Origin of the sequence: Curtobacterium sp. MCSS17_008 (genome assembly GCF_003234185.1) — a bacterium.
Classification (GTDB): domain Bacteria; phylum Actinomycetota; class Actinomycetes; order Actinomycetales; family Microbacteriaceae; genus Curtobacterium.
Genome location: NZ_QKSM01000014.1, coordinates 1 through 21,515, shown reverse-complemented (window position 1 = coordinate 21,515; position 21,515 = coordinate 1). Strand labels below are relative to the sequence as shown.

Annotated in this window: 18 protein-coding genes; 9 read left to right on the top strand and 9 right to left on the bottom strand. The window is 72.2% G+C overall.

Annotated features, from left to right (window positions below; genetic code table 11):
• Positions 1–61: 61 nt before the first annotated feature.
• A complete protein-coding gene (locus DEJ23_RS12755) occupies positions 62–403 on the top strand; it encodes a hypothetical protein (RefSeq protein ID WP_111240628.1) in 342 nt (113 codons plus the stop codon).
• A gap of 82 nt (positions 404–485) precedes the next feature.
• Here the strand turns inward: DEJ23_RS12755 and DEJ23_RS12750 are convergent, their stop codons facing one another.
• Positions 486–1,562 carry an aromatic acid exporter family protein gene (locus DEJ23_RS12750; RefSeq protein WP_111240667.1) on the bottom strand — a complete coding sequence of 359 codons (1,077 nt, stop codon included), beginning with the start codon at positions 1,560–1,562 and terminating at the stop codon, positions 486–488.
• 80 nt (positions 1,563–1,642) lie between these two features.
• Between DEJ23_RS12750 and DEJ23_RS12745 the strand changes: the two genes are divergently transcribed.
• Together DEJ23_RS12745 and DEJ23_RS12740 are read left to right on the top strand one after the other, a co-directional pair.
• Entirely contained in the window at positions 1,643–2,887 is a 1,245-nt protein-coding gene (locus tag DEJ23_RS12745; protein WP_111240627.1) for a phosphotransferase enzyme family protein, read from the top strand.
• A 478-nt stretch (positions 2,888–3,365) separates the two neighbouring features.
• The gene (locus DEJ23_RS12740; protein WP_181429256.1) at positions 3,366–5,492 is read left to right on the top strand and encodes a DEAD/DEAH box helicase; all 2,127 of its coding nucleotides are present in this window, start codon (positions 3,366–3,368) and stop codon (positions 5,490–5,492) included.
• A gap of 155 nt (positions 5,493–5,647) precedes the next feature.
• Here the strand turns inward: DEJ23_RS12740 and DEJ23_RS12735 are convergent, their stop codons facing one another.
• Positions 5,648–5,920, bottom strand: a complete 273-nt coding sequence (locus DEJ23_RS12735; RefSeq protein WP_111240665.1) for a mycoredoxin — start codon at positions 5,918–5,920, stop codon at positions 5,648–5,650.
• A gap of 60 nt (positions 5,921–5,980) precedes the next feature.
• On the opposite strand from DEJ23_RS12735, the gene DEJ23_RS12730 reads away from it, so the two are divergent.
• Positions 5,981–7,513, top strand: coding sequence for a CYTH domain-containing protein (locus tag DEJ23_RS12730; RefSeq protein ID WP_111240626.1), 1,533 nt, complete (start codon positions 5,981–5,983; stop codon positions 7,511–7,513).
• 56 nt (positions 7,514–7,569) lie between these two features.
• Here DEJ23_RS12730 and DEJ23_RS12725 read toward each other — a convergent pair whose 3' ends face one another.
• Complete coding sequence (locus DEJ23_RS12725) at positions 7,570–9,741, bottom strand: S9 family peptidase (protein ID WP_111240664.1); 2,172 nt, start codon at positions 9,739–9,741, stop codon at positions 7,570–7,572.
• A 67-nt stretch (positions 9,742–9,808) separates the two neighbouring features.
• On the opposite strand from DEJ23_RS12725, the gene DEJ23_RS12720 reads away from it, so the two are divergent.
• Positions 9,809–11,008 carry an amidohydrolase gene (locus DEJ23_RS12720; protein WP_111240625.1) on the top strand — a complete coding sequence of 400 codons (1,200 nt, stop codon included), beginning with the start codon at positions 9,809–9,811 and terminating at the stop codon, positions 11,006–11,008.
• Positions 11,009–11,106: 98 nt separating this feature from the next.
• On the opposite strand, the gene DEJ23_RS12715 is transcribed toward DEJ23_RS12720, so the two are convergent.
• Positions 11,107–11,997, bottom strand: a complete 891-nt coding sequence (locus DEJ23_RS12715; protein ID WP_111240624.1) for an aminodeoxychorismate lyase — start codon at positions 11,995–11,997, stop codon at positions 11,107–11,109.
• 19 nt (positions 11,998–12,016) lie between these two features.
• The gene (locus DEJ23_RS12710) at positions 12,017–12,367 is read right to left on the bottom strand and encodes a tryptophan synthase subunit alpha (protein WP_111240623.1); all 351 of its coding nucleotides are present in this window, start codon (positions 12,365–12,367) and stop codon (positions 12,017–12,019) included.
• 83 nt (positions 12,368–12,450) lie between these two features.
• Between DEJ23_RS12710 and DEJ23_RS12705 the strand changes: the two genes are divergently transcribed.
• Positions 12,451–12,957, top strand: coding sequence for an 8-oxo-dGTP diphosphatase (locus DEJ23_RS12705; protein ID WP_181429255.1), 507 nt, complete (start codon positions 12,451–12,453; stop codon positions 12,955–12,957).
• Between the two features lie 25 nt (positions 12,958–12,982).
• Here the strand turns inward: DEJ23_RS12705 and DEJ23_RS12700 are convergent, their stop codons facing one another.
• The 3 genes from DEJ23_RS12700 to DEJ23_RS12690 form a co-directional block, all read right to left on the bottom strand.
• Positions 12,983–13,285 carry a hypothetical protein gene (locus DEJ23_RS12700; RefSeq protein ID WP_111240621.1) on the bottom strand — a complete coding sequence of 101 codons (303 nt, stop codon included), beginning with the start codon at positions 13,283–13,285 and terminating at the stop codon, positions 12,983–12,985.
• Between the two features lie 30 nt (positions 13,286–13,315).
• Positions 13,316–14,926, bottom strand: coding sequence for an ABC transporter permease (locus DEJ23_RS12695; protein WP_111240620.1), 1,611 nt, complete (start codon positions 14,924–14,926; stop codon positions 13,316–13,318).
• 90 nt (positions 14,927–15,016) lie between these two features.
• Positions 15,017–16,705 (bottom strand): sodium:proton antiporter, encoded by a 1,689-nt coding sequence (locus tag DEJ23_RS12690; RefSeq protein ID WP_111240619.1) that lies wholly within the window; start codon positions 16,703–16,705, stop codon positions 15,017–15,019.
• Between the two features lie 116 nt (positions 16,706–16,821).
• Here DEJ23_RS12690 and DEJ23_RS12685 point away from each other — a divergent pair, with 116 nt between their 5' ends.
• The 3 genes from DEJ23_RS12685 (at position 16,822) to DEJ23_RS12675 (ending at position 20,134) form a co-directional block, all read left to right on the top strand.
• On the top strand, positions 16,822–18,078 hold the full coding sequence (locus DEJ23_RS12685) for an inorganic phosphate transporter (RefSeq protein ID WP_111240618.1): 1,257 nt from the start codon (positions 16,822–16,824) through the stop codon (positions 18,076–18,078).
• 55 nt (positions 18,079–18,133) lie between these two features.
• Positions 18,134–18,430 (top strand): hypothetical protein, encoded by a 297-nt coding sequence (locus DEJ23_RS12680; protein WP_258375515.1) that lies wholly within the window; start codon positions 18,134–18,136, stop codon positions 18,428–18,430.
• Between the two features lie 231 nt (positions 18,431–18,661).
• Positions 18,662–20,134: an aspartate ammonia-lyase gene (locus tag DEJ23_RS12675; protein WP_111240617.1), complete on the top strand. Its 1,473-nt coding sequence runs from the start codon at positions 18,662–18,664 to the stop codon at positions 20,132–20,134.
• Between the two features lie 187 nt (positions 20,135–20,321).
• Here the strand turns inward: DEJ23_RS12675 and DEJ23_RS12670 are convergent, their stop codons facing one another.
• Positions 20,322–21,410 carry a YihY/virulence factor BrkB family protein gene (locus DEJ23_RS12670; protein WP_111240616.1) on the bottom strand — a complete coding sequence of 363 codons (1,089 nt, stop codon included), beginning with the start codon at positions 21,408–21,410 and terminating at the stop codon, positions 20,322–20,324.
• Positions 21,411–21,515 lie beyond the last annotated feature (105 nt).

The window sequence follows — 21,515 nt, the reverse complement described above, 5'->3', positions numbered from 1 at the left end:
CCTCGTTGCTATGCTCCGCAGCGGACGAGGCGTACCCGACGCGGCGTCCGTAGGGGGCTTCGTGCAGCAACAGTCAGAACCATCGGTCCACCCGGCGATCGCCCGGTTGCACGCCGAACTCGACGCCGCGCGTCGCGGCATCGCCGTGCTCGACGACCTCGAGGAAGGCCGTCGCGAGCGCGTCGTCGCCGAGTTGCTCAGCGCGGTGCCGGACATGGCGAGCCGCGCGGCGTACGAGGCGGGCGCGGACGGGGTCGTCGAGACCATCCGGCGCTTCGCGGCGCGCGGGGTCCGCGGCGCATCGGCCACGACGCTGTGGAACCGGGTCGTGCGCTCCGCCGTCGAGGCGGCCGCCGCCGTCGAGCCCGCCGTGACGCGGCGCGAGCGCGCGACGGCGTCCTGACGCGAGAGCGCGACGGCGTGCTGACGCGCGCGCGACGGCGTTCTGACGCGAGCCCGCGACGGCGTCCTGACGTCGGCGCGGCTCAGTCGTCCTCGCCGAGCAACTCCTCGCGCACACGACGGATGTCCTCGAGCAGGGCGCCGATGAGCACCCAGTGCCGCGAGTTCGGCCGCACGACCTCGAGCGGCGCCGTCAGCGCGGGTTCCGTCGCCCCGGCGCCGTCCGACGCGGCACCGGTGATGCCGTCGCTCTCGGAGTGGTGCAACCGGGTCGCCTCGACCCGGGCGCTCAGGGCGCGCACGTCCGCGCCGATCCGCGCGACCTCGGTCGCGATGCTGCCGACCACCGGGTCCGCCCGCAGGTCCGGCGCCGTGTTGTCCCGGATCGCGCGCGTCATGCCGGTCACGCGCGTGACGAGCACGCGCAGGTGCTCGGCGATCGCCGTGTCCCGCTCCAGGATCGTCCGGTGCCGACCGCCCCGCGGGTTCATCGTCAGCGACTCGCCCGCGGCCGTGAGCGAGGCCTCGGCCCGGGCGTGCTGCTGCCGGAGCGCCCTGGCCTGCAGGAGCGCCTCGTGCCATCGGTCCGCGTCCCACCCCTCGGTCAGTCCGATCGCGATCCGCTCGAACGCCGCGGCGGTGTCCCGGGCCAGCCGGGCGACCGCCAGGTGCGCCGGCTCGAGGAGCACGGGCGGCACGATGACGGCGTTCACCACGAGCGCCACCACGGCCCCGACCACCGTCTCGAGGATCCGGTCTGCCGAGTAGTTCGGCGTCACCACACCGGCGGTGAGCACGAGCATGCCGCTGATGCCGACCTGCGTCGCCGAGGTCGGGGTGAGCCGCAGCGCCCAGCTCAGCAGGATCGCCAGCACGATCACGACGAGCACGACCCACACGGCGTCCCCGAGGAGCAGGTGGAACGCGGTCGCCAGCACCACCCCGAGCACCACGCCCGCGCTGCGCTCCAACCCCTTCACGAACGACTGGTTGATGCTCGGCTGCACGACGAGCAGTGCGGCGATCGCGGCGAAGGTCGGGAACGGCCCGGCGATGAGCAGTCGGCACAGCAGCACCGCCGCGACCACCGCCACGGCCGTCTTCACGACCTGCAGGAACGGCGTGCGGCTGGAACTGCGGAGGCGTGCGACCGGGTTCACGACGACCACGCTAGCCACGAGCCGCACGCCGAGCCGCGCACGATGGCGACGAAACCGCCCCGGCACGGTTGACTGGTCCCGTGTGGCCCAACCACGAGCGCGTCATCCCGCAGGCCTTCGCCGGCTCCGGGACCTCCGTCGTGGCCGCACGCGCGCACTCGGTGGAGCCGTCCGGCAACGGGTACCTCTACGGCTACGAGGTCGACACCGTGGACCGGGCCGGCCAACGCGCCACCGTCCTGACGTACGTCGACACCGGTGGTGCACACGACCAGAACAGCGCCATCGTGACGGACCCGACCACCGGTGACCCCGTCTCGGTGTGGGCGTACCCGAACGACCCCGGGCTCCCGGTCCTGCCGCAGGTGACGTACCGCGACGCCGTCGCCGAGCTGCTCGCCGGCCTCGGCATGCCCGTCACCGACCCGACCCTCTCCGTGGCCGCGTACCGCCCGGGCAAGCGCGCTGTGGTCCGTGTCGACGCGCCGGAGCGCGTCGTCTTCCTGAAGATCGTCCGCCCGCACCGGGTCGCGCCGATCGTCGAGTCGCACGAGCAGTTCGTCGCGGCCGGGCTGCCGGTGCCGCGCGTGCTGTCGAGCCGCGGGGACGGCCTGCTCGTGCTCGAGCGGATCCGCGGTGTGCCCGCCGGCAGCCGCATCACCGAGATCGCCGACGATCCGCGCTTCGTCGCCTCCCTCGCCGCACTGACCGGCCGGATCGCATCGGTGCCGATGACGCAGCAGGCCCGCGCGGACGCCATGGACCACGCCGACTGGCACCGCCGCACGCTGGTGTCCGCGCTGCCGCAGGACGCCGCGGAGATCGACGAGCTCTACGACGCCATCGGTCGCCGGTCGATCGGCTGGGGCACGGCGACGAAGCAGGTCGTGCACGGCGACCTCCACCTCGAGCAGGTCTTCGTCGACGAGGACGAGCCGTGGCGCATCTCCGGCCTGCTCGACATCGACACCGCCGGTTGGGGGTTCCCGGTGCGCGACATCGGCGCCGTCGTGGCCCACCTCGTCGTCACCGGCCTGTGGCACCGATCCCGCGGCGACACCGAACGCGGCGCCGCCGCCGAGCGGCTGGCCGACGCCGTCGCCCGCGACTGGGTCGCCCGGAACCCCACCGAGGCCGACCGGATCGGCCCGGCCATCGGGGCGCAGCTCCTCGCGCACGCGGGCGGACAGGCGACGACCGGGTCGGCGAACGGCATCCAGACCGCGCAGCAGCTCCTGGCGGCCACGCGGGCGGCGCTCGCCGAGGCGACGCCCACCGTGCCGTCGGACGGCCTCCTCCGACCGCGGTCCGCACCGCAGGCCTGACCACCGCCGCGCGCGGGGCGCGGGCAGCCTGACGGGGCCGTGCGGTGCCTCCCGGCCGTCCGCTGGTGGGGCGGCCGCCGGTCCGGACGGGAGGCGCGACGCGCGCGGCGCCCGTCGAGTCGCCTCGGTCGGTGGTCGGGGAGTAAACTGTGCGCAGCACGCACCGTGTCGTCGCGTGCCGCGTCGTCATCCGGACGCGGCAGTCGGTCGCTTGACCGACGCGGGGACCGGGTCCGTGAGCGTCCGACAGGGCACCACGTGCGTGTGACGGCGCCGGATCCCGGCGCGGAGCGTCGTGTCGAGCACCCGTGGGAGCCGACGGAACGGTCCGCGGGACTCCACCGGACGTCCCTCGGCGGGACCGGCGAACGAGCGGGCCAGGGTGGCCCGTGGGGACCGGGGTCGTGCCAGACCCCGGTCGAGGACTTCCCGCCACGACGGCGGTGCGCCCGTGCGAACGGGCGGAACAGGAGGAGCGTTGGCTCGATCAGGCACCCGGCGAGCAGCCGGCGGGACGCGGACCGCGTCGCGTCGCACCCGCCCGCTCGACAACGACGGCGTCATCCCCGTGCTCGCGCGCGCCGTGCGCGAGGTCGAGGCGGCGGCGCAGCGCGGACCGCTCAAGGCGTCCAACCGGTCCAAGTTCCAGGCGGTGGCCCTGCTCATGCGCGAGGAGCGTGCACGGGTCAAGGCGGACCAGGAGCTCACCGACGCACAGCGCGCCGAGCAGCTCAAGCGGCTCGACGGCGTCGCGACGATCCTGGCGAAGACCGCCGCGCGGGACACCAGCGTCATCCAGCTCCTGACCGAGGAGGCCTCGGTCAGCGAGGCCACCCGCACCGTCAAGCGCGACATGATGATCGCCGGCGGCATGGAGCTGCAGCCCGAGGACCTCGTCATCGCCGCCGAGCCGACCCCGGTGGTCGAGGCCCCGGTGCGCTCGGTCGTCCCGCAGGCGGTCGTGCAGCGCCAGCTCGCGAACCCGTTCCTGGCGCCCGACTTCGCTCTCGCCGACCAGCCCGTCGCCCATCCGCGGCGCCTGGCGAACTGGGAGCTGTTCGGTCCGCTCTTCAAGTCGTTCGAGTACGGCGCGGGTGGGGGAGCGGCGTCGATGCCGCTGCCGGAGCCGACGTCGCTGCACTCGAAGTCCGGCACCACGCTCATGAAGCACCAGGCCGAACTGGTCGCCGCGGCCGCGCAGGGGCACCGCTCGTTCCTGCTCGCCGACGAGCCGGGCCTCGGCAAGACGGCGCAGTCGCTGCTCGCCGCCGACGCGGCGAACGCGTTCCCGCTGCTCGTCGTCGTGCCCAACGTCGTCAAGACGAACTGGGCACGCGAGGCCGAGCGCTGGGTCCCGAACCACCGCGCGACCGTCATCCACGGCGACGGGGACGACCTCGACGGCTTCGCCGACATCGTCATCGTGAACTACGAGATCCTCGACCGGCACGTCGGCTGGCTCGGCTCGTTCGGCTTCAAGGGCATGGTCGTCGACGAGGCGCACTTCATCAAGAACAAGGAGTCCCAGCGCTCCCGGTTCGTGCTGCAGCTCGCCGAGAAGATCCGTGAGCGCACGGCGGCGCCGCTGCTCATGGCGCTCACCGGCACGCCGCTCATCAACTCCGTCGAGGACTTCCGCACCATCTGGGAGTTCCTCGGCTGGATCGACGACAAGAAGCCCCGCGCGAAGCTCATGAACGAGCTCGAGGACATCGGCCTGACGCCGGCAGACCCCGGGTTCTTCGTCGAGGCACGCAAGGCCGTCATCGACCAGGGCATCGTCCGACGCCGCAAGGTCGACGTCGCGGCGGACATCCCCGCCCGGCGCATCGCCGACATCCCCGTCGAGCTCGACGGCGAGGAGGGGCGTTCCATCCGCGACGCCGAGCGGGAGCTCACCGCGAAGCTCGTCCGCCGCTACCACCAGGCCCTCGACGCGCGGACCGGGCAGGACCCGGTCGTCGGCATCGACCACAAGCTCGTCCGCCAGGTCGCGCGGTGGGAGCTCGAGGACCAGGACGCCTCGTCGACCGGCGAGAACGTGTTCTCGATGGTGCGCCGCATCGGCCGTGCCAAGGCGCAGCTCGCCGCCGACTACGCGGCGCAGCTCGCGTCGAACGTCGGCAAGGTCGTCTTCTTCGCGAAGCACCTCGACGTCATGGACCAGGCGGAGGAGGTCTTCGCCCGTCGCGGCCTGAAGACCGCGACCGTCCGCGGCGACCAGACACCGGCCCAGCGCACCGCCGAGATCGACGCGTTCGTGAACGACCCCGACGTCGCCGTCATCGTCTGCTCGCTCACCGCGGCGGGCGTCGGCCTCAACCTGCAGGTGTCGTCGAACGTCGTGCTCGCCGAGCTGTCGTGGACGAGCGCCGAGCAGACGCAGGCGATCGACCGGGTGCACCGCATCGGGCAGGAGGAGCCCGTCACCGCGTGGCGGATCATCGCCGCGCAGACGATCGACACCAAGATCGCCGAGCTCATCGACTCGAAGGCGTCCCTGGCCGCTCGCGCGCTGGACGGCTCGGACGAGGAGATCGAGGACTCGGGCGACATCCAGCTCGACGCGATGGTGGCGCTGCTCACCGAGGCGCTCTCGCGCTGACGGGCTGCTCGGGCCGCTCGGGCCGCTCGGCCAGAGCCGTGCTCTCGGGCCGCTCGGCCTGAGCAGCAGAACACCGGTGGTTCACGCACCGAACCGCCGTACGTGCGTGTTCGGAGCGTGAACACCGGTGTCCTGCGTCGCTGGGCCGGTACGCGTCAGATGCGCGACTGCACCTCGGCCAGGGACGGGTTGGTGGCCGTGCTGCCGTCCGGGAACACCAGGGTCGGCACGGTCTGGTTGCCCCCGTTCACCTCGGCGACGAGCTCGGCCGTACCGGGGGTCTGCTCGATGTCGACCTCACGGAACCGCACACCCGCCTTCGACATCTGGTTCTTCAACCGGGCGCAGTAGCCGCACCAGCTCGTCGTGAACATCGTGACGCCGCCGGCCTCCGGCACGAACGCGTCACGGGTGACTGTCTCGCTCATGTCCACAGGCTAACCCCGCCGGTTCGGGGAACACCGGTGCGCCCTGGTAGACAGGACCGCGTGACGGACACCCACCTCGAGATCGAGCGCACGTACGACATGCCCGAGGGCGACGACCTCCCCGACCTCGTCGGCGTCGGCAGCATCGCGCGCACCGAGCGTCAGGAGCCCTTCGTCCTCGACGCGACGTACTGGGACACCGAGCGGTACGACCTGGTCGCCTCGCGCGTCACGGTCCGTCGGCGCACCGGCGGCCCCGACGCCGGCTGGCACATCAAGCGTGCCGCCTCGGACACGGTCCGGCACGAGCAGCACTTCCCCCTGACGGACGACGCCGACACCGTGCCGGACGATGTCCTCGCCGCCCTGTTCACGGAGCGCCGCGGACGCGGTCTGCGTCCGGTCGTCCGGATCACCACGACGCGCGCCGTGACCCGTCTGCTCGACGAGGACGACGACCAGGTCGCCGAGCTCGCCGACGACCGTGTGGTCGCGCAGCGGCTCGACGACCAGGCACCGACCGCGCCCCGCACCTGGCGCGAGGTCGAGGTCGAGACCGTCGGCGAGGTCGACGAACAGGTCGCCCACGAGTTGTTCGCGTCCCTCGACGGGCGCTTCGCGACGGTCGGAGCCGCACCGGCGGCGGTCGCGTCGAAGCTGGCACGGGGTCTCGAGGGCGCGCCGGCAGCACGCCTCCGGACCGCCGAGAAGCCGGAGAAGGGCACGGTGGCCCGCGCGCTGACGAAGCGACTCCGCAAGCTGCGCGCCACGCTGCTCGGACAGGAGGCCCGGCTCCGCTCCGGCGAGGACGCCGACCTCCGCGAGACGGCCCGGACCGCCCTCGACATCGCCGCCGTCCTCGGGTCGTACCGCCCCGCGTTCGCCGCCACCGCCGCCGCGGACCGCGCCGCCGAGGCGGCCGACGCCCTGGCGGCCGTCACCGCCCGGGCCGCGCTGGCCGACTACCTGGTGGAGCGACTGCCGCACGCGTCCTCGCCGGCGCAGGACCTGCTCGTCGACGCCATGACCCGCGAGCGGATCCTCGCAGCGACCCGTGAGCGCCGTTCCGTCGCGGTCGGCGAGGTCACGGCGTTCCTGCACTCGGAGCCCTACCTCGAGCTGCTCGACGCCCTCGACGACGCCGTCGAGCGTCCTGCGCCGACCGCCTGGGCGCTGCGGTCGCCGAAGCTCGTCGCGCAGGACGTCTCGGCGATCGAGAAGCCCCGCGTGCGTGAGCTCGTCCGGAACGCCGTCGGGGACGACGACGAGAGCCTCGGGCTCGTCGACCGAGAGGCCGCCGACCGTGCAGCGACGGAGGACGCCTGGCGTGCTGCCTCCCGAGCCCGGGCGGCCATGGACGTGCTCGGGGACGACGCGTTCCCGCACGCGCTGTGGAAGCGCATCGGCGACGCGGCGGACGTGCTCACCGAGCGGGTCCGGTCGCTGCACGCGCTCGACGTGCTCCGGGTGCACTCGGGGATCGCCGAGCGTGGCGGCGAGGGCACCTTCGGGTACGGCGTGCTCGCGGGCGACCGCGTGCGCCTGGCCGAGGAGTCCTACGACCAGGCGGTGCACGCGCTCAACCGCGTCTGACGCGGGCCGGTGGTGCGGCGGCAGGAACCGCGGCGCCGCAGGCCGTGCCGTTCCGGTCAGCCGGCCGCGATCGGCTCCGCGGACGCCGCGGCGGGGTTCACGTCGGCCAGACCGAGGACGTCGAGCAGCCACGCCAGTTCGAAGGCCCGCTCCTTCCAGGAGTCGTACCGGCCGCTCACACCGCCGTGCCCCGCGGCCATCTCGGTCTTCAGCAGGACCGGCGCGCCGACCTCGCGCAGCTTCGCGGTCCACTTCGCCGGCTCGACGTAGAGCACCCGGGTGTCGTTGATCGACGTGACGGCGAGGATCCGCGGGTACCGCACGTCGTCGCGCACGTTCTCGTACGGCGAGTACTCGCTCATGTACCGGTAGACCTCGGGGTCGTGCAGCGGGTCGCCCCACTCGTCCCACTCGATGACGGTGAGCGGGAGGTCCGGATCGAGGATGCTCGTCAGCGCGTCGACGAACGGGACCGCGGCGAGGATGCCGGCGAAGCGCTCCGGGGCCAGGTTCGCGACGGCGCCCATGAGGAGTCCGCCGGCGCTGCCGCCCTCGGCCACGAGCCGGTCGGCGGTCGTCCGCCCGGTGTCGACCAGGTGCTCGGCGACGGCGACGAAGTCGGTGAACGTGTTCTTCTTGGTGAGGGTCTTGCCGTCCTCGTACCAGTGGCGGCCCATCTCCCCGCCGCCCCGCACGTGTGCGACCGCGAACACCACACCGCGGTCGAGCATGGACAGCCGCATGACGCTGAAGCCGGGGTCGATCGAGTGCTCGTACGACCCGTACCCGTACAGGTGCAGCGGGGCAGGGGCGTCGGCGTCGACGGCGTCGCGGCGCCACACGAGCGAGATCGGCACCTTCGTGCCGTCCGGCGCGGTCGCCCAGTCCCGCTCCTGCACGTAGTCGGCCGGGTCGTAGCCGCCGAGCACCGGCTGGCGCTTGAGCACGGTGACCTCGCCGGTCGCCAGGTCGAGGTCGCTCACCTCGGACGGGGTGACGAACGACGTGTAGCCGATGCGCAGGGTCGGCTGGTCCCACTCGGGGTTGCCGCCGAGGCCGGCCGAGAACAGCGCCTCGTCGAAGGGGACCTCGTGCGCGTCACCGTAGCCGTCGGACTCGATCGGGATGACGGCGACACGGGGGAGTGCCTCCGACCGGTACTCGAGCGCCAGGTGCCCCGCGAACGCGTCCACCGACTCGATCCGGCGCTCGGGGTGGTGCGCGACGACCACGCGGCGGTCGTGCTCCGAGGTCGGGTCGTCCGCGGGCACGTCCACGAGCTCGAAGTTCTCGGCGCCGTCGTTGTGCAGGACCAGGAAGCGGTCGCTGCCGCCCACGATGGCGTGCTCGATCTCGTACTCGACGCCCTCGCGCCGTGACCACACGACCTGGAACTCGCCGGTCGGGTCGGCGGCGTCGAGCACCAGGGCCTCGGAGGTGATCTTCGACCCGAGCTCGATCACGATGTACTGCGACGAACGGGTGACGCCCACGCCGACCCAGTAGCGGTCGTCCGGCTCCTCGAACACGACGACGTCGTCGGACGCCGCGGTACCGACCGCGTGGCGCCAGATGCGGTCGGGGCGCCACGACTCGTCGACCGTCGGGTAGAAGACGAACCGACCGGACGGGTCAAACGTCGCTCCACCGCCGGTGTTCGGGATCGCGTCGCCGAGCTCCGTCCCGGTCGTCAGGTCCCGGACGTGCAGCGTGTAGCGCTCGTCGCCCTCGACGTCGACGCCGTACACGAGCCGCGTGCCGTCGTCACTGATGTCGTAGCTGCCGAGCGAGAAGAAGTCGTGCCCCTCGGCCAGCGCGTTGCCGTCGAGGACGACCTGCTCGCCGGGGAGCGCCGAGGCGCCCTCGTCCACCGCGGGCGGCGTCCAGTCGTCCGGACCGGCGATCGGGGCACGGCAGTGCACGCCGTACTGGCTGCCCTCGGCCGTGCGGGTGAAGTACCACCAGTCGCCCATGCGCACCGGCACGGAGAGGTCCGTCTCCTGCACGCGGTTCTTCACCTCGGCGAAGATGCGGTCGCGCAACCCGGCCAGGTGGTCCGTCTGCGCCTCGGTGTACGCGTTCTCGGCCTCGAGGTACGCGAGGGTGTCCGGTGACTCCTTGTCCCGCAGCCACTCGTAGTCGTCGACGAAGTCGATCCCGTGGTGGGTCCGCGTGACGGGCCGCTTGGCGGCGGTCGGCGGGGTGGCCTGGACGTGCTCGCTGCTCACCACGCCACCCTATGCGCACGGGCCTCGACGTCGTCCCGCCCGCGCCACCGCGACGTAGCGTGGTGGCATGCGCAACTCCTTCGTCGTCACCGGGGCGCACGTCGTCCCCGTCACCGCTCCCGAGTTCGACGGCGGCGCCGTCGTGGTCGAGGACGGCCGCATCACCGCCGTCGGGAAGGACGTCACCCCGCCGCCGGGCCTGCCAGTCGTCGACGCCGCCGGTGCGTGGCTCGTCCCCGGCTTCGTCGAGTCGCACGGGCACGTCGGCATCCACGAGGAGGCCAACGGCTGGGCGGGGAACGACACGAACGAGATGACCGACCCGAACACCGCCGCGGTCCGCGCGATCGATGCCGTCGACATCGACGACGAGGGCTTCCGCGACGCCCTGTCCGGCGGCATCACGAGCATCGTCGTGAAGCCGGGCTCCGGCAACCCGATCGGCGGACAGACCGTCGCGATCAAGACCTGGGGTGGGCGGACCATCGACGAGCAGCTCATCTCCGACGCGGTCAGCGTGAAGAGCGCCCTCGGCGAGAACCCGAAGCGGGTGTACGGCGAGAAGGGGCAGACCCCGTCGACACGGCTCGGCGTCGCGAAGGTCATCCGCGAGGCCTTCGTCGCCGCCCAGGACTACCGCGCCGCCCGGGACGCAGCAGCCGCGAAGGGGGAGCCCTTCACCCGTGACCTGACGAAGGAGACGCTCGTCCGCGTGCTCGACGGCGAGCTCGCCTGGGACCAGCACACGCACCGGCACGACGACATCGCCACCGCGCTGCGGTTGGCGGACGAGTTCGGCTACCGGCTCGTCGTCAACCACGGCACCGAGGCGCACAAGATCGCCGACGTGCTCGCCGAGCGCGACGTCCCGGTCATCTACGGGCCGCTCTTCACGAGCCGGTCGAAGGTGGAGCTCCGCGACCGCGGGATCCCGAACGTGGTGGCGCTCGCCGCGGCCGGCGTGCGCGTCGCCATCACGACGGACGCCCCGGTGGTGCCGATCGCCATGCTCGTCGACCAGGCCACCGCCGCCGTCAAGGAGGGCCTGCCGTGGCAGACCGCACTCGAGGCCCTCACCACCAACCCCGCCGACTTCCTCGGCTTCGGCGACCGGGTCGGCCGCATCGCCCCGGGCTTCGACGCGGACATCGTGCTCTGGGACGGCGACCCACTCGCCGCGACCAGCCGCGCGACGCGCGTCTGGATCGAGGGCGCGTCCGTCTACGAGTGGGCCGACGGCACGGGCGTCACCACCCCGCGCTGGTGACCCCGTGACGGTCGGGAGGCTCGGTGCGGTCCCGCCCCGGGCCTCCCCTCCGCCTCTGCCGTCCCCACTCGCGTGTTGCGGAAGGTGCCTTCCGGGCGTCAGGCGTCGCGGGAGAGCAGGAAGTCGTTGATGCGGGCCGTCAGCTCGAGGTCCATCGTGCGCGTGACGCCGTTGACCGACCGGATCGGCGCGGCCTGGCGGACGCTCGAGAGCAGCCACAGGGCGTCGGCGGCCTCGAGGTCGGCGAGCGTGACGAGCTCGTACGACGTCTCCATCCCGGCGCCCTCGGCGAAGCGGAACACGTCCGCCTGCGTCGTGCCGGCGAGGATGCCGATGTCCGTCCGCGGCGTGACGAGCCGACCGCCCACGGACATCACGAGGTTCGCGCGGGTGCCCTCGAGCACGTACCCGTCCGTCGACACGAAGAGCGCGTCGTCGGCTCCGCGGCGCTCGGCCTCGCGGAGCGCCGCCATGTTCACCGCGTACGACAGCGTCTTCGCGCCCTGCAGCAACCACGGCGAGGTCCGCTCGACGTCGTGCCGGTAGCCGCGGTCGAGCGTCACGACCGAGATGCCCTCGGTGCGGGCGGTGGTCTGGTCGCCCGACGGCGCCGCGTACACCCAGCCGGTCGGACGCCCGCTGCCCTCGACACCGCGGGTCATCACGGTCTTGGCGAACGCCTCGTGCACGGGGTCGAGCCGCGCGCACACCGCCTCGATCGCCTGCCGCCACGCGTCGACGTCCGGCGTCGGCAGGTCGAGCATCGACGCGGACCGGACGAAGCGGGCCAGGTGCGGCTCGAGCGCCTGCGGACGACCGTCGACGACCGTGATGGTCTCGAACACCCCGTCGCCCCGGATCGCGCCGAGGTCCTGCACCTGCAGGTGCTCCTCGAGCGGCTTCGCCCAGGTGTACGCATCGGCCGCCGGGTCGTGCGGCTCGGCGTCGCGGGAGGGCTGGTTGAGGACGGCGAGGACGGTGTGGGTCATGGCACCATCCAACCGCAGCTCAGCGCTCGCCGGGCAGCGATCCCATCAGCTTCCACACCGCCGGGGTGAGCTCCGGGTGCTGCAGGGCGATGCGGCGCAGTCGGTGGTACTCCTCGCCGAGCTCGGTGCCCTGCCCGGACGCCGGGTGCCCGGCCCAGTGGGCGCTCCGCTGGCCGATCGCCGCGTCGAGCTCGACGGCGTCGGCGCGGAGGATGAGCACCACCTGCTCGTCGACGGTCGGCAGCGTGGGCATGAACTCCCACGGGTCCTCGCCGGCACGGCTCCGGTGCTCGACGATCATCGAGATCTCCTCCGCGGCCTCGGCGCGCAGCACTTCGAGGCTGCGCCCGGTCCTTCGGGGCTCAGCCATGGTGCCCCCGCAGCACGCCTGCCATGAGGAGAGCGTACGCCAGCGGCGGGTGCTCGCCGGACACGTCCGCCAGACTGGGGACCGTGACGGAACGCGACGAGACGAAGTCCCAGCACGCCCCGGTCGTGGTCGTCTACCTGCTGCGCGACGGTGTCGCCGGACCCGAGGTGCTGCTCGGCGAGAAGCGCCGCGGCCTCGGCACGGGCCGTCTCGTCGGACCGGGCGGCAAGCGGGAACCGGGCGAGCCGCCGGTGGCGGCCGCGGTGCGCGAGGTCGCCGAGGAGGTCGGCCTGCGGCTCGACGCCGCCGACCTGGAGGCCCGTGGCACGTTGGACTACCGGTTCCCGTTCCGCCCGTCCTGGTCCCAGGTCTCGGACGTCTTCGTCTGCCGCCGTTGGCAGGGCGTCCCGTCGGGGAGCGACGAGCTCGAACCACGGTGGATCCCGGTCGACGCCGTGCCCTACGACGCGATGTGGGACGACGCGCGCTACTGGTTGCCGGGGGTGCTCCGCGGTGGTTCGGTCTCGGCGCGCTTCACCTTCGCCGAGGACAACGCGACCGTGGCCGGCTTCACCGGGTCCGGGGTCTGACGGTCCGTCGTCCGACGGGTGGCGGCTAGCGGGCCGCTGCGCCGCGGTCCTGCTGCGTGCGGGTGCTGCCCGTCCGCGCCTCCTCGGCTGCGGCGAGGACGTCGGCGTCCCCGCTGCGGCCGCCGAGCGGGCGGACGAAGAAGTCGACGATGCCGGCGACGATCGCGCCGATGACGGCGAACATCGCCCATCCGACGAAGAGGCCTGCGGTGTTCCGGCCGTCGGCGGGCGCGAGGAGCACGCTCGCGGCGTAGAGCACGGCCGCGAGCACGAGGAACGCGACGACGACGGTGACGAGGACGCGGTGCCAGGCGGTGCGCGGGTTCATCCCACCAGGATACGGCCGCTGCCGCGCCGCTCAGCGCTCCGCGTGCCGACCGTGCTCCCGCTCGCCGTCGGGTCGGCGGGTGCCGCGGCCGGTGCGCTCGGTCTCCGGGTGCCGGCCGGCGCCCGTCGGTCGCCGGCCGGACGCGTCCACGCGGGGGACGGGACGGGTGCGCGGGCCGTTCGCCGTGCCTGGCTGCCGGGTGGCGCCGGACCGGTCGCCCGGTCGCACGACCGGGATGCGGCCGGTGGGGGTCGGCTCCTGTTCGAGTCCGTCGCGGCCGCCGGTGAAGACGTCGCCGCCGACGCGCTCGTCCTCCCACCCGTCGTCACGGAGCACGCTGAGCGTGCCGGTCTCGGTCGAGGTCAGGCCGTGCCGCTCCAGCTCCGCGTCGCGCTCCTTGCCGAGGAACTCGCGGTTGGCGTTCTGCGCGTCCTGGAACATCGTGGTCCGCCCGGTGACGATCGCCGTGATGCGGCGCCGCTCCCACCACTGCTTGCCGAAGAACATGAGCACGAGCCCGGCGGCGGCGTAGCAGGCCATCGTCAGCAGGCCTCGTGCGGAGCCGGGCCCGACGCCGTAGACCTCGTGCTTGATCATGTCGACCATGCTCGAGCCGACCACGACGTTGTTGAGCCACGCGAACGGCTCCGGCATGAACCACTTCGGGTAGGCACCACCGGACGAGGGCATCGACAGGAAGACGAAGCAGATCATGGCCGGCGCGGCGATGAACCGGCCGACGAAGTAGCTCAGGCCGTTCACCGCGAGGCCGATCGCGACGATCCAGCCCCACGCGATGAGGACGAGCTGGACCCAGTGCCCGTGGATCGCGCCGACCACCGGCCCGGCGAGCGTGTTCGTGACGAGGGAGATCACCAGGCCGCCGACGACGATGACCGTCATCCGGGTGCGGTGCCGCAGCGGGCCGCCCATGATGCCGATGAACATCGCGACCATGTACCCGCCGATGCACCAGGCGAGCATGACGTACATCGCGACGGTCCCGTACTCGTCGTACGCCGGCAGCGGGGCGAGCTCGGTGACGGTCGGCGCCGCGACGCCGATGCCGGTGAGCACGCCGGTCAGGGTCGCGGGCACGAGCGACGCGACCTGGAACTGGTGCGCGCTGGCCGTGAAGAGCTCGTTCGACGATGGGTCGTAGGCGACCGCCATCGTGCCGGCGAGGACGTCCCGCTGGGCCCGGGCCAGCGAGTCGTAGGAGTGGAAGACGTACTGGCCCGGCAGCGCCCGGTCGACCGCGGCGACGAGCGTCGGGTCGCTGCCGACGAGGGCCACGGGGACGTCGTGCGGGTGCGGCGCGTGGAAGGCGAAGACGTAGCAGAGACAGAAGCCGACGATGAAGAACAGCGGCATCCAGAGCTGCAGGCCGATGAGCTGCAGCGAGGGGTGCAGCGTGCCGTACCAGCGACGGTAGCGGCTGATCCGCTGCGGTTCGGGGACCGGTGCCTGGCGGACGCGGGCCGAGCGACTGCCGGCGACGGGTGCGCCCCGGCGCGGCCGCGAGCCGCCCTGGGTGGACGGTCGCGTCTGGCGTGCCCTCGGATCGGCTGACCGGCGCGGCGCTCCGTCCTGTTCCCGGAGGTCGTGGTTCCTGGGGAGGTCGTTCCGCGGCTCGCTCACTCGGCGCTGTGCTCCTCTGCTGGTCGGAGCGTCACGATACGCCCGGTCGGCTCGCCGCTCGCCGAGAGCGATCCCGGCGTCCCGGAAGCGTCAGGACCGGCTGCGGGACGCCTGCGACGAGTCCATCGCGAGCTCCTCGGCGTCGAGCGTCACGAGCACACGGCGCATGACCTCCTCGTCGAGGTTGCCCTTCTCGCGCTCCTCGAGCACGATCTCACGTCGCCGGTCGAGCAGTTCGCGGCGGATGTCCTGGATCTGCGATCCGCGGAGGCGCATCGGTGCGTTCCGCTCCTCGTCCTCCTCTTCCTCGGCGTCGCGGCGGAAGGTCTCGGCCTGGCGCTCGAGCCGGGCCTTCAGTCGGTTCACGACACTGTCCACGGCCTCGGCGCCGTACTGCTGCGACCAGGCGGGACGCCGACGTTCGAGCAAGGCGATCGCGGCCTCGGTCGTGCGCTGGTTGAGCCGCATCTCGCTGCGGACGTCCTCCTCGCCCTCGGCCGGGTCCTGCACCTTGAGTGCTCGGATGACGAAGGGGAGCGTCAGGCCCTGCAGCAGGAGCGTGCCGACCGTCACGACGAACGCGATGATGAAGATGGTGTCCTGCGCCTTGATCTCGACGGGGTCCGCCACCACCGCGACGGCCGCGGCGAGCGTCACCACGCCGCGCATCCCGGTCCACGAGATGACGGTGAGCTCGCGCCAGTTCAGCTTCGGCTCCGCCGTGCCGCGCAACCACCGCAGCGAGGGGTGACCGCGGGACAACCGGACGCGCAGGGGCCGGAGCCACCGCCCGTTGATGCGGTTGCGGACGTACGACTCGAACACGAAGAGCGGCCGGACCAGGATGACGACGACCAGGACGACGCCCGCCGCGGTCAGGGTCTGCGTCAGGCTCCGGTCGCTCTCGACCAGGTCCTGCACGACGGTCTTCAGCTGCAGGCCGATCAGGGCGAAGACGAAGCCCTCGAGGATGACGTCGATGCTCGTCCACAGCGGTCGCTCCTGCAGCCGCGTGGCGTAGCCCTCCTTCGGCGAGTTGTAGCCGATGTACAGGCCTGCGGTGACGACCGCGATGACGCCGGAGCCCGACAGGTGCTCGGCCAGGACGTACGCGACGAACGGCAGCAGGATGCTCATGATCGTCTCGACGACCGGGTCGTTGATGCGCATCCGGATCCAGTGCACCGCCACGCCGAGGACGATCCCGACCGCGAACCCGACGCCGATGGCGAGCCCGAAGATGCCGAGGTCCTGCCAGATCGTGAGCGAGGTGCCCGCAGCGATGAGCGTGAAGACCCGGACGAGTGTCAGCGAGGCCGCGTCGTTGATGAGGCTCTCACCGGACAGCACCGTCATCACGCGGCGGGGGAGCCCGAGCTTCCGACCGATCGCCGCGGCGGACACCGCGTCCGGCGGCGCCACGACGGCACCGAGCAGGATCGCTGCGGGCCAGTCCATGTCCGGGATGAGGACGTAGGCGGCCAGACCGACCGCGAGCGCGGTGACGATGACGAGGAAGATCCCGAGCCGTCGGATCTGCTTGATCGATTGGCGGAAGCTCTGCCACGAGACGTCGAGCGCCGCCGAGTAGAGGAGCGGGGGCAGCACGACGGTGAGGATGACCTCGGAGTCGATCTCGATCTCGGGCAGCCCCGGCACGAACGAGACCGCGAGCGCCACCGCCGTGACGAGCAGCGGGGCGGGCAGGCCCTTGGCGCGTGCGAACCCGGTCACCGCGAGCGAACCGATCAACAGGATGAGGAGTTCCGCGGTGTCCATGTGTCACATTCTCCCATCGACATGGTTCGCGAGCTGAACCATCTCACAGGCAACGTGAACGGCAGGTGAACAGCAGGGTTTGCCACGAGGCCGATCGACTGGGACACTTGCCCGCGGTGGACATCACACTCATAGTCGTCCTGGTCATCGCGTTGGCCCTCTTCTTCGACTTCACAAACGGATTCCATGACACCGCCAACGCGATGGCGACACCGATCGCCACCGGTGCCATGAAGCCCAAGGTGGCCGTCACGGTCGCCGCGGTGCTCAACCTCGTCGGTGCGTTCCTCAGCACCGCCGTCGCGACGTCGATCTCGCACGGCCTGATCAACGAGGGTCCCGGTGGCGTCGCGATCACGCCGGAGATGATCTTCGCCGGCCTCATCGGCGCGGTCGTGTGGAACATGATCACGTGGCTCCGTGGCCTGCCGTCGTCGTCCTCGCACGCGCTCTTCGGCGGGCTCATCGGAGCTGCGATCGTCGGTGCGGGCTTCGACTCCGTGAACTACGCGGCGCTGCTGACCGTCGTGATCATCCCGGCGTTCCTGTCGCCGGTGATCGCCGCGCTGGTGTCGTTGCTCGCCACCCGCATCGCCTACCGCGTCACCCGCCGTCCGGTGTTCCCGAACGAGCGCGGCGGCTTCCGGATCGGCCAGGTCTTCACGAGCTCGATGGTCTCGCTGGCGCACGGCACGAACGACGCGCAGAAGACCATGGGCGTCATCACGCTGACCCTCATCGCCTCGGGAGCGCAGTCGGCCGACCAGGGCGTGCAGTTCTGGGTCGTCGTCGCGTGTGCGCTCGCGATCGCCCTCGGCACGTACACCGGCGGCTGGCGGATCATCCGCACGCTCGGCTCCGGGATCACCGAGATCCGCGCGACGCAGGGCTTCGCGGCCGAGGCGTCCACCGCCGCCACGATCCTGGCGTCCAGCCACCTCGGCTTCGCACTGTCCACGACGCAGGTGTCGTCGGGCTCGATCATCGGTGCCGGTCTCGGTCGACGCGGCTCGAAGATCCAGTGGTCCACCGCGGGCAAGATCGTCATCGCCTGGTTCATCACGCTGCCGGCGGCGGCTGCCGTCGGCGCGGTCGCCTCCGGCATCGCGCGGCTCGGTGTCGGCGGTCTCGTGGTCGACGCCGTAGTGGGCGCTGCCGTGATCCTGGGGCTGTACCTCTGGTCGCTCCGCAAACCGCACGAACAGGCCGCGGCGATCGAGGTCGACGTGGCCGCGAACGCGGTCCTGACCCGCAAGGAGCTCCGCGACCTGCAGCGCAAGAAGCGCGCCGCGCAGGTCGCCGCGCGTCGCGCGGAGCTCAGCCGTGAGCGCACCCTGCGCCGCATGGCCGGACGGAACGGAGGACGCCGCTGATGGGTATCGCCACTGATTCGCGCTGCTCTGCCTTCCTGGACGGAGGACGCCGCTGATGGGCATCGACTGGCTTGCCTTCCTGACCGTGGCCGTGGTGGCGGTCGTCTCCGCGTGCTTCGTGGTCCTCGTCTACTCGATCGGCCTCCGACTCTGGAGCGCCGCCGACACCCGCGCCGGCAAGTACACCGTGAAGGACGACGGCACCGTCGGCCCCGCCACCGCCGGTTTCCCCCAGCCGGGCGCCGTGCAGCCCGCGGTGCGCGCCTTCCGCGCGCTGGCCGTCGCGTGCTTCGCCGTCTCGGGTGCGGCCGTGCTCTACGGGATCTACCTGATCGTCCCGCAGTTCCACTGACGCGGCCCACCTGACGGACGGGAGGCGCGGTGCCGGCTGGTACCGCGCCTCCCGTCCGTCGCGTGGTCCGTCCGTGCGCACGCAGGTCCGCGCGACCCCGTCTCGGCTCCGTGGAGCAGACGACGTCGAGTCGCGCGCTCGCGCTCGACGTCGTCTGCTCCATCGACGCCCGCCCGCCGGACCCGCCCGCCCGCCGGACCCCGACCGGCCGGACGGGCTAGCCTCGTGAGGGTGACCGGCAACGAAGCAGCACGAACGCGCACCGAGACCGACTCCCTGGGATCGCGGGAGGTCCCGATCGACGCCTACTGGGGCATCAACACGCTGCGGGCGCTCGAGAACTTCCCGATCACGTCGGTGCCGATCGCCGTCTACCCCGACCTCATCGAGGCGCTCGCCACGGTCAAGCAGGCCGCCGCCCGGGCGAACAAGGAGATCGGCGTGCTCGACGCGGAGCGCGCGGACGCCATCGACCAGGCCGCGCAGGAGGTCCGCGACGGCGCCCTCCGTGAGCAGTTCGTGGTCGACATCGTGCAGGGCGGCGCGGGCACGTCGACGAACATGAACACGAACGAGGTCCTCGCGAACCGGGCGCTCGAGCTCCTCGGCCGCGAGAAGGGCGACTACGGGTACCTGCACCCGATCGACCACGTCAACCGCAGCCAGTCGACGAACGACACCTACCCGACGAGCATCAAGCTGGCGATGATCCTGGGGGTGCGCCGGCTCACGGCCGAGCTCGAGCGGCTGTCGGACGCCTTCGCCGAGCGCGGTCGGGCGTTCCAGGACGTCCTGAAGATCGGGCGGACCCAGCTGCAGGACGCCGTGCCGATGACGCTCGGGCAGGAGTTCACCGGGTTCGCGCACACCATCCAGGAGGACGTCCTCCTGCTCCGCACGGTCTCCCCGCTGCTCGCGGAGACAAACCTCGGCGCGACGGCGATCGGCACCGGCATCACCGCCGACCCGCAGTACCGGGACGAGGTCCGCCGGCAGCTGCAGGTCGCGACGGGGCTCGACATCGTCACCGCCCCCGACCTCATCGAGGCGACGAGCGATGCCGGCGCCTTCATGACCCTGTCCGGCACCGTGAAGCGCAGCGCCGCGAAGCTCTCGAAGATCTGCAACGACCTGCGGCTGCTCGCCTCGGGGCCGCAGGCCGGGCTCGGCGAGATCTCGCTCCCCGCGCGGCAGGCCGGGTCGTCGATCATGCCCGGCAAGGTCAACCCGGTGATCCCGGAGGTCGTGAACCAGATCGCGTTCGCCGTCGCCGGGGCCGACACCACGGTGACCATGGCTGCGGAGGGCGGTCAGCTGCAGCTCAACGCCTTCGAGCCGATCATCACGCACGCGATCCTGCAGTCGCTGCAGTGGATGGCGAGCGGGTGCGCGACGCTCCGGGTGAACTGCGTCACCGGCATCGAGGCGAACGAGGCGAAGCTCGCGGCCCAGGTCGACACGAACGTCGGGGTCGTGACCGCCCTGACGCCCTACATCGGGTACGCGGCCGCGGCGTCGATCGCCCACACGGCCCTGACCACCTCGACCCCGATCGCGACGCTCGTCACCGCCGCGGGGCTCATGGACGAGGACCAGGTGCAGCGGGTGCTGTCGCCGGCGCGGCTCTCGGGCATCGAGCTCGCGACGGGCGCCATCCCGGTCGTCACCGAGCAGATGTTGGACGAGGCCGCGCGCGAGCGCTGACGCGCGCGGCGACGCACCGCCCGCCGGTCGGCAACACGCAACGTCGGCGGCTGTGCGCAGCGGTACCGCGCTGCGCGCACCCGTCGAGGTTGCGTTGCGGGATCGCCATCGGGTGTGCGTCCGTGCTGGAGGCCGGGCGGGCGTGCGTGCCGGACGCGGGTGTGCGTCCGTGCCGGACGCCGGGCGCCTAGGGCAGCGGGGGCTCGCCGACCCGGACCTGACGTGACACCGCGCGCAGGTGCTCCTCGGTCGGGGTCGGCTCCTCGTGCTCGTCCGCCGCGCGTCGCTGCGCGGCGACCCGGACGTGGTGCGCGGTCGCGACGTCCTGGTCCCGCCACCGGGCGAGTGTGAAGTTCCGCGTGACGTCGCGGAGCGGCAGCCGGATCGACTCGTCGGCCTCGATGCCGGCGAGCAGTTGCCGCATGCGGATGACCTCGGAGTCCAGCTCGCCGCCGACGACGAGCACGAAGTTCGAGATGTACAGGTAGACGAGCAGCAGGATCGCGCCGCCCAGCCAGCCGTAGGCCCGGTTCCCGCTGCCGCCGACCGTCTCGACGTAGAGCGAGAAGCCGAGGGTCGCCAGCGCCCACGTCCCGATCGCGAACGCCGCGCCGGCCGACACCCACCGCAGCTGCGGGGTCTTCACGTTCGGCGTCGCGTAGTACAGCACGGCGACCATCACCACGAGGACGACGGCGAGCACGGGCCACTTGGCCACGTTCCACAGGTCGTCGATCCACGGCGCCCACCCGAGCTGCCGGACGATCGCCGCCGAGATCGTCGGGGTGCCGAGCAGGATGACGATCGCGATCGCCCCGCCCACCATCACGAGCAGCGTGACGAGGAGCATCATGCTGCGGAACTTCCAGATCCGCCGGCCCTCCTCGACCTCGTAGGCGGTGTTCATCGCGCGACCGAACGCAGTGGCGTACCCGGAGAGCGACCACAGCGTCAGGACGAGCCCGATCGAGAAGCCGACCCACGGGTTGTCGAGCGTCAGCAGCTGCCGCAGCGGCCCCTCGAGGTGCTGCGCGGTCTCCGGTCGGACGATGAACCCGAGCACCTGGACGATGTCGGTCACGCTGTCGCCCTGCCGGTCGACGACGGAGAGCGCCGACACCACCGTGAGCGCGGTCGGGAACACGGTCAGCAGGGCGAAGAACGTGAGCGAGGCCGCGGCGTCGACCACGCGGTGCCGGATCACCGAGTGGTAGGTGCGCCGGACGACCGCGCGGACGCCGGTCCGCTGCAGGTCGCGCGAGGCGCTGTCGGGCATGCGACGTACGGTACCCGACCACGTGACGGACGGGAGGCGCGGTGCGGGCCCGCCCCGCGCCTCCCGTCCGTCACGTGGTCGGGTACCGTACGTCGCATGCCCGAC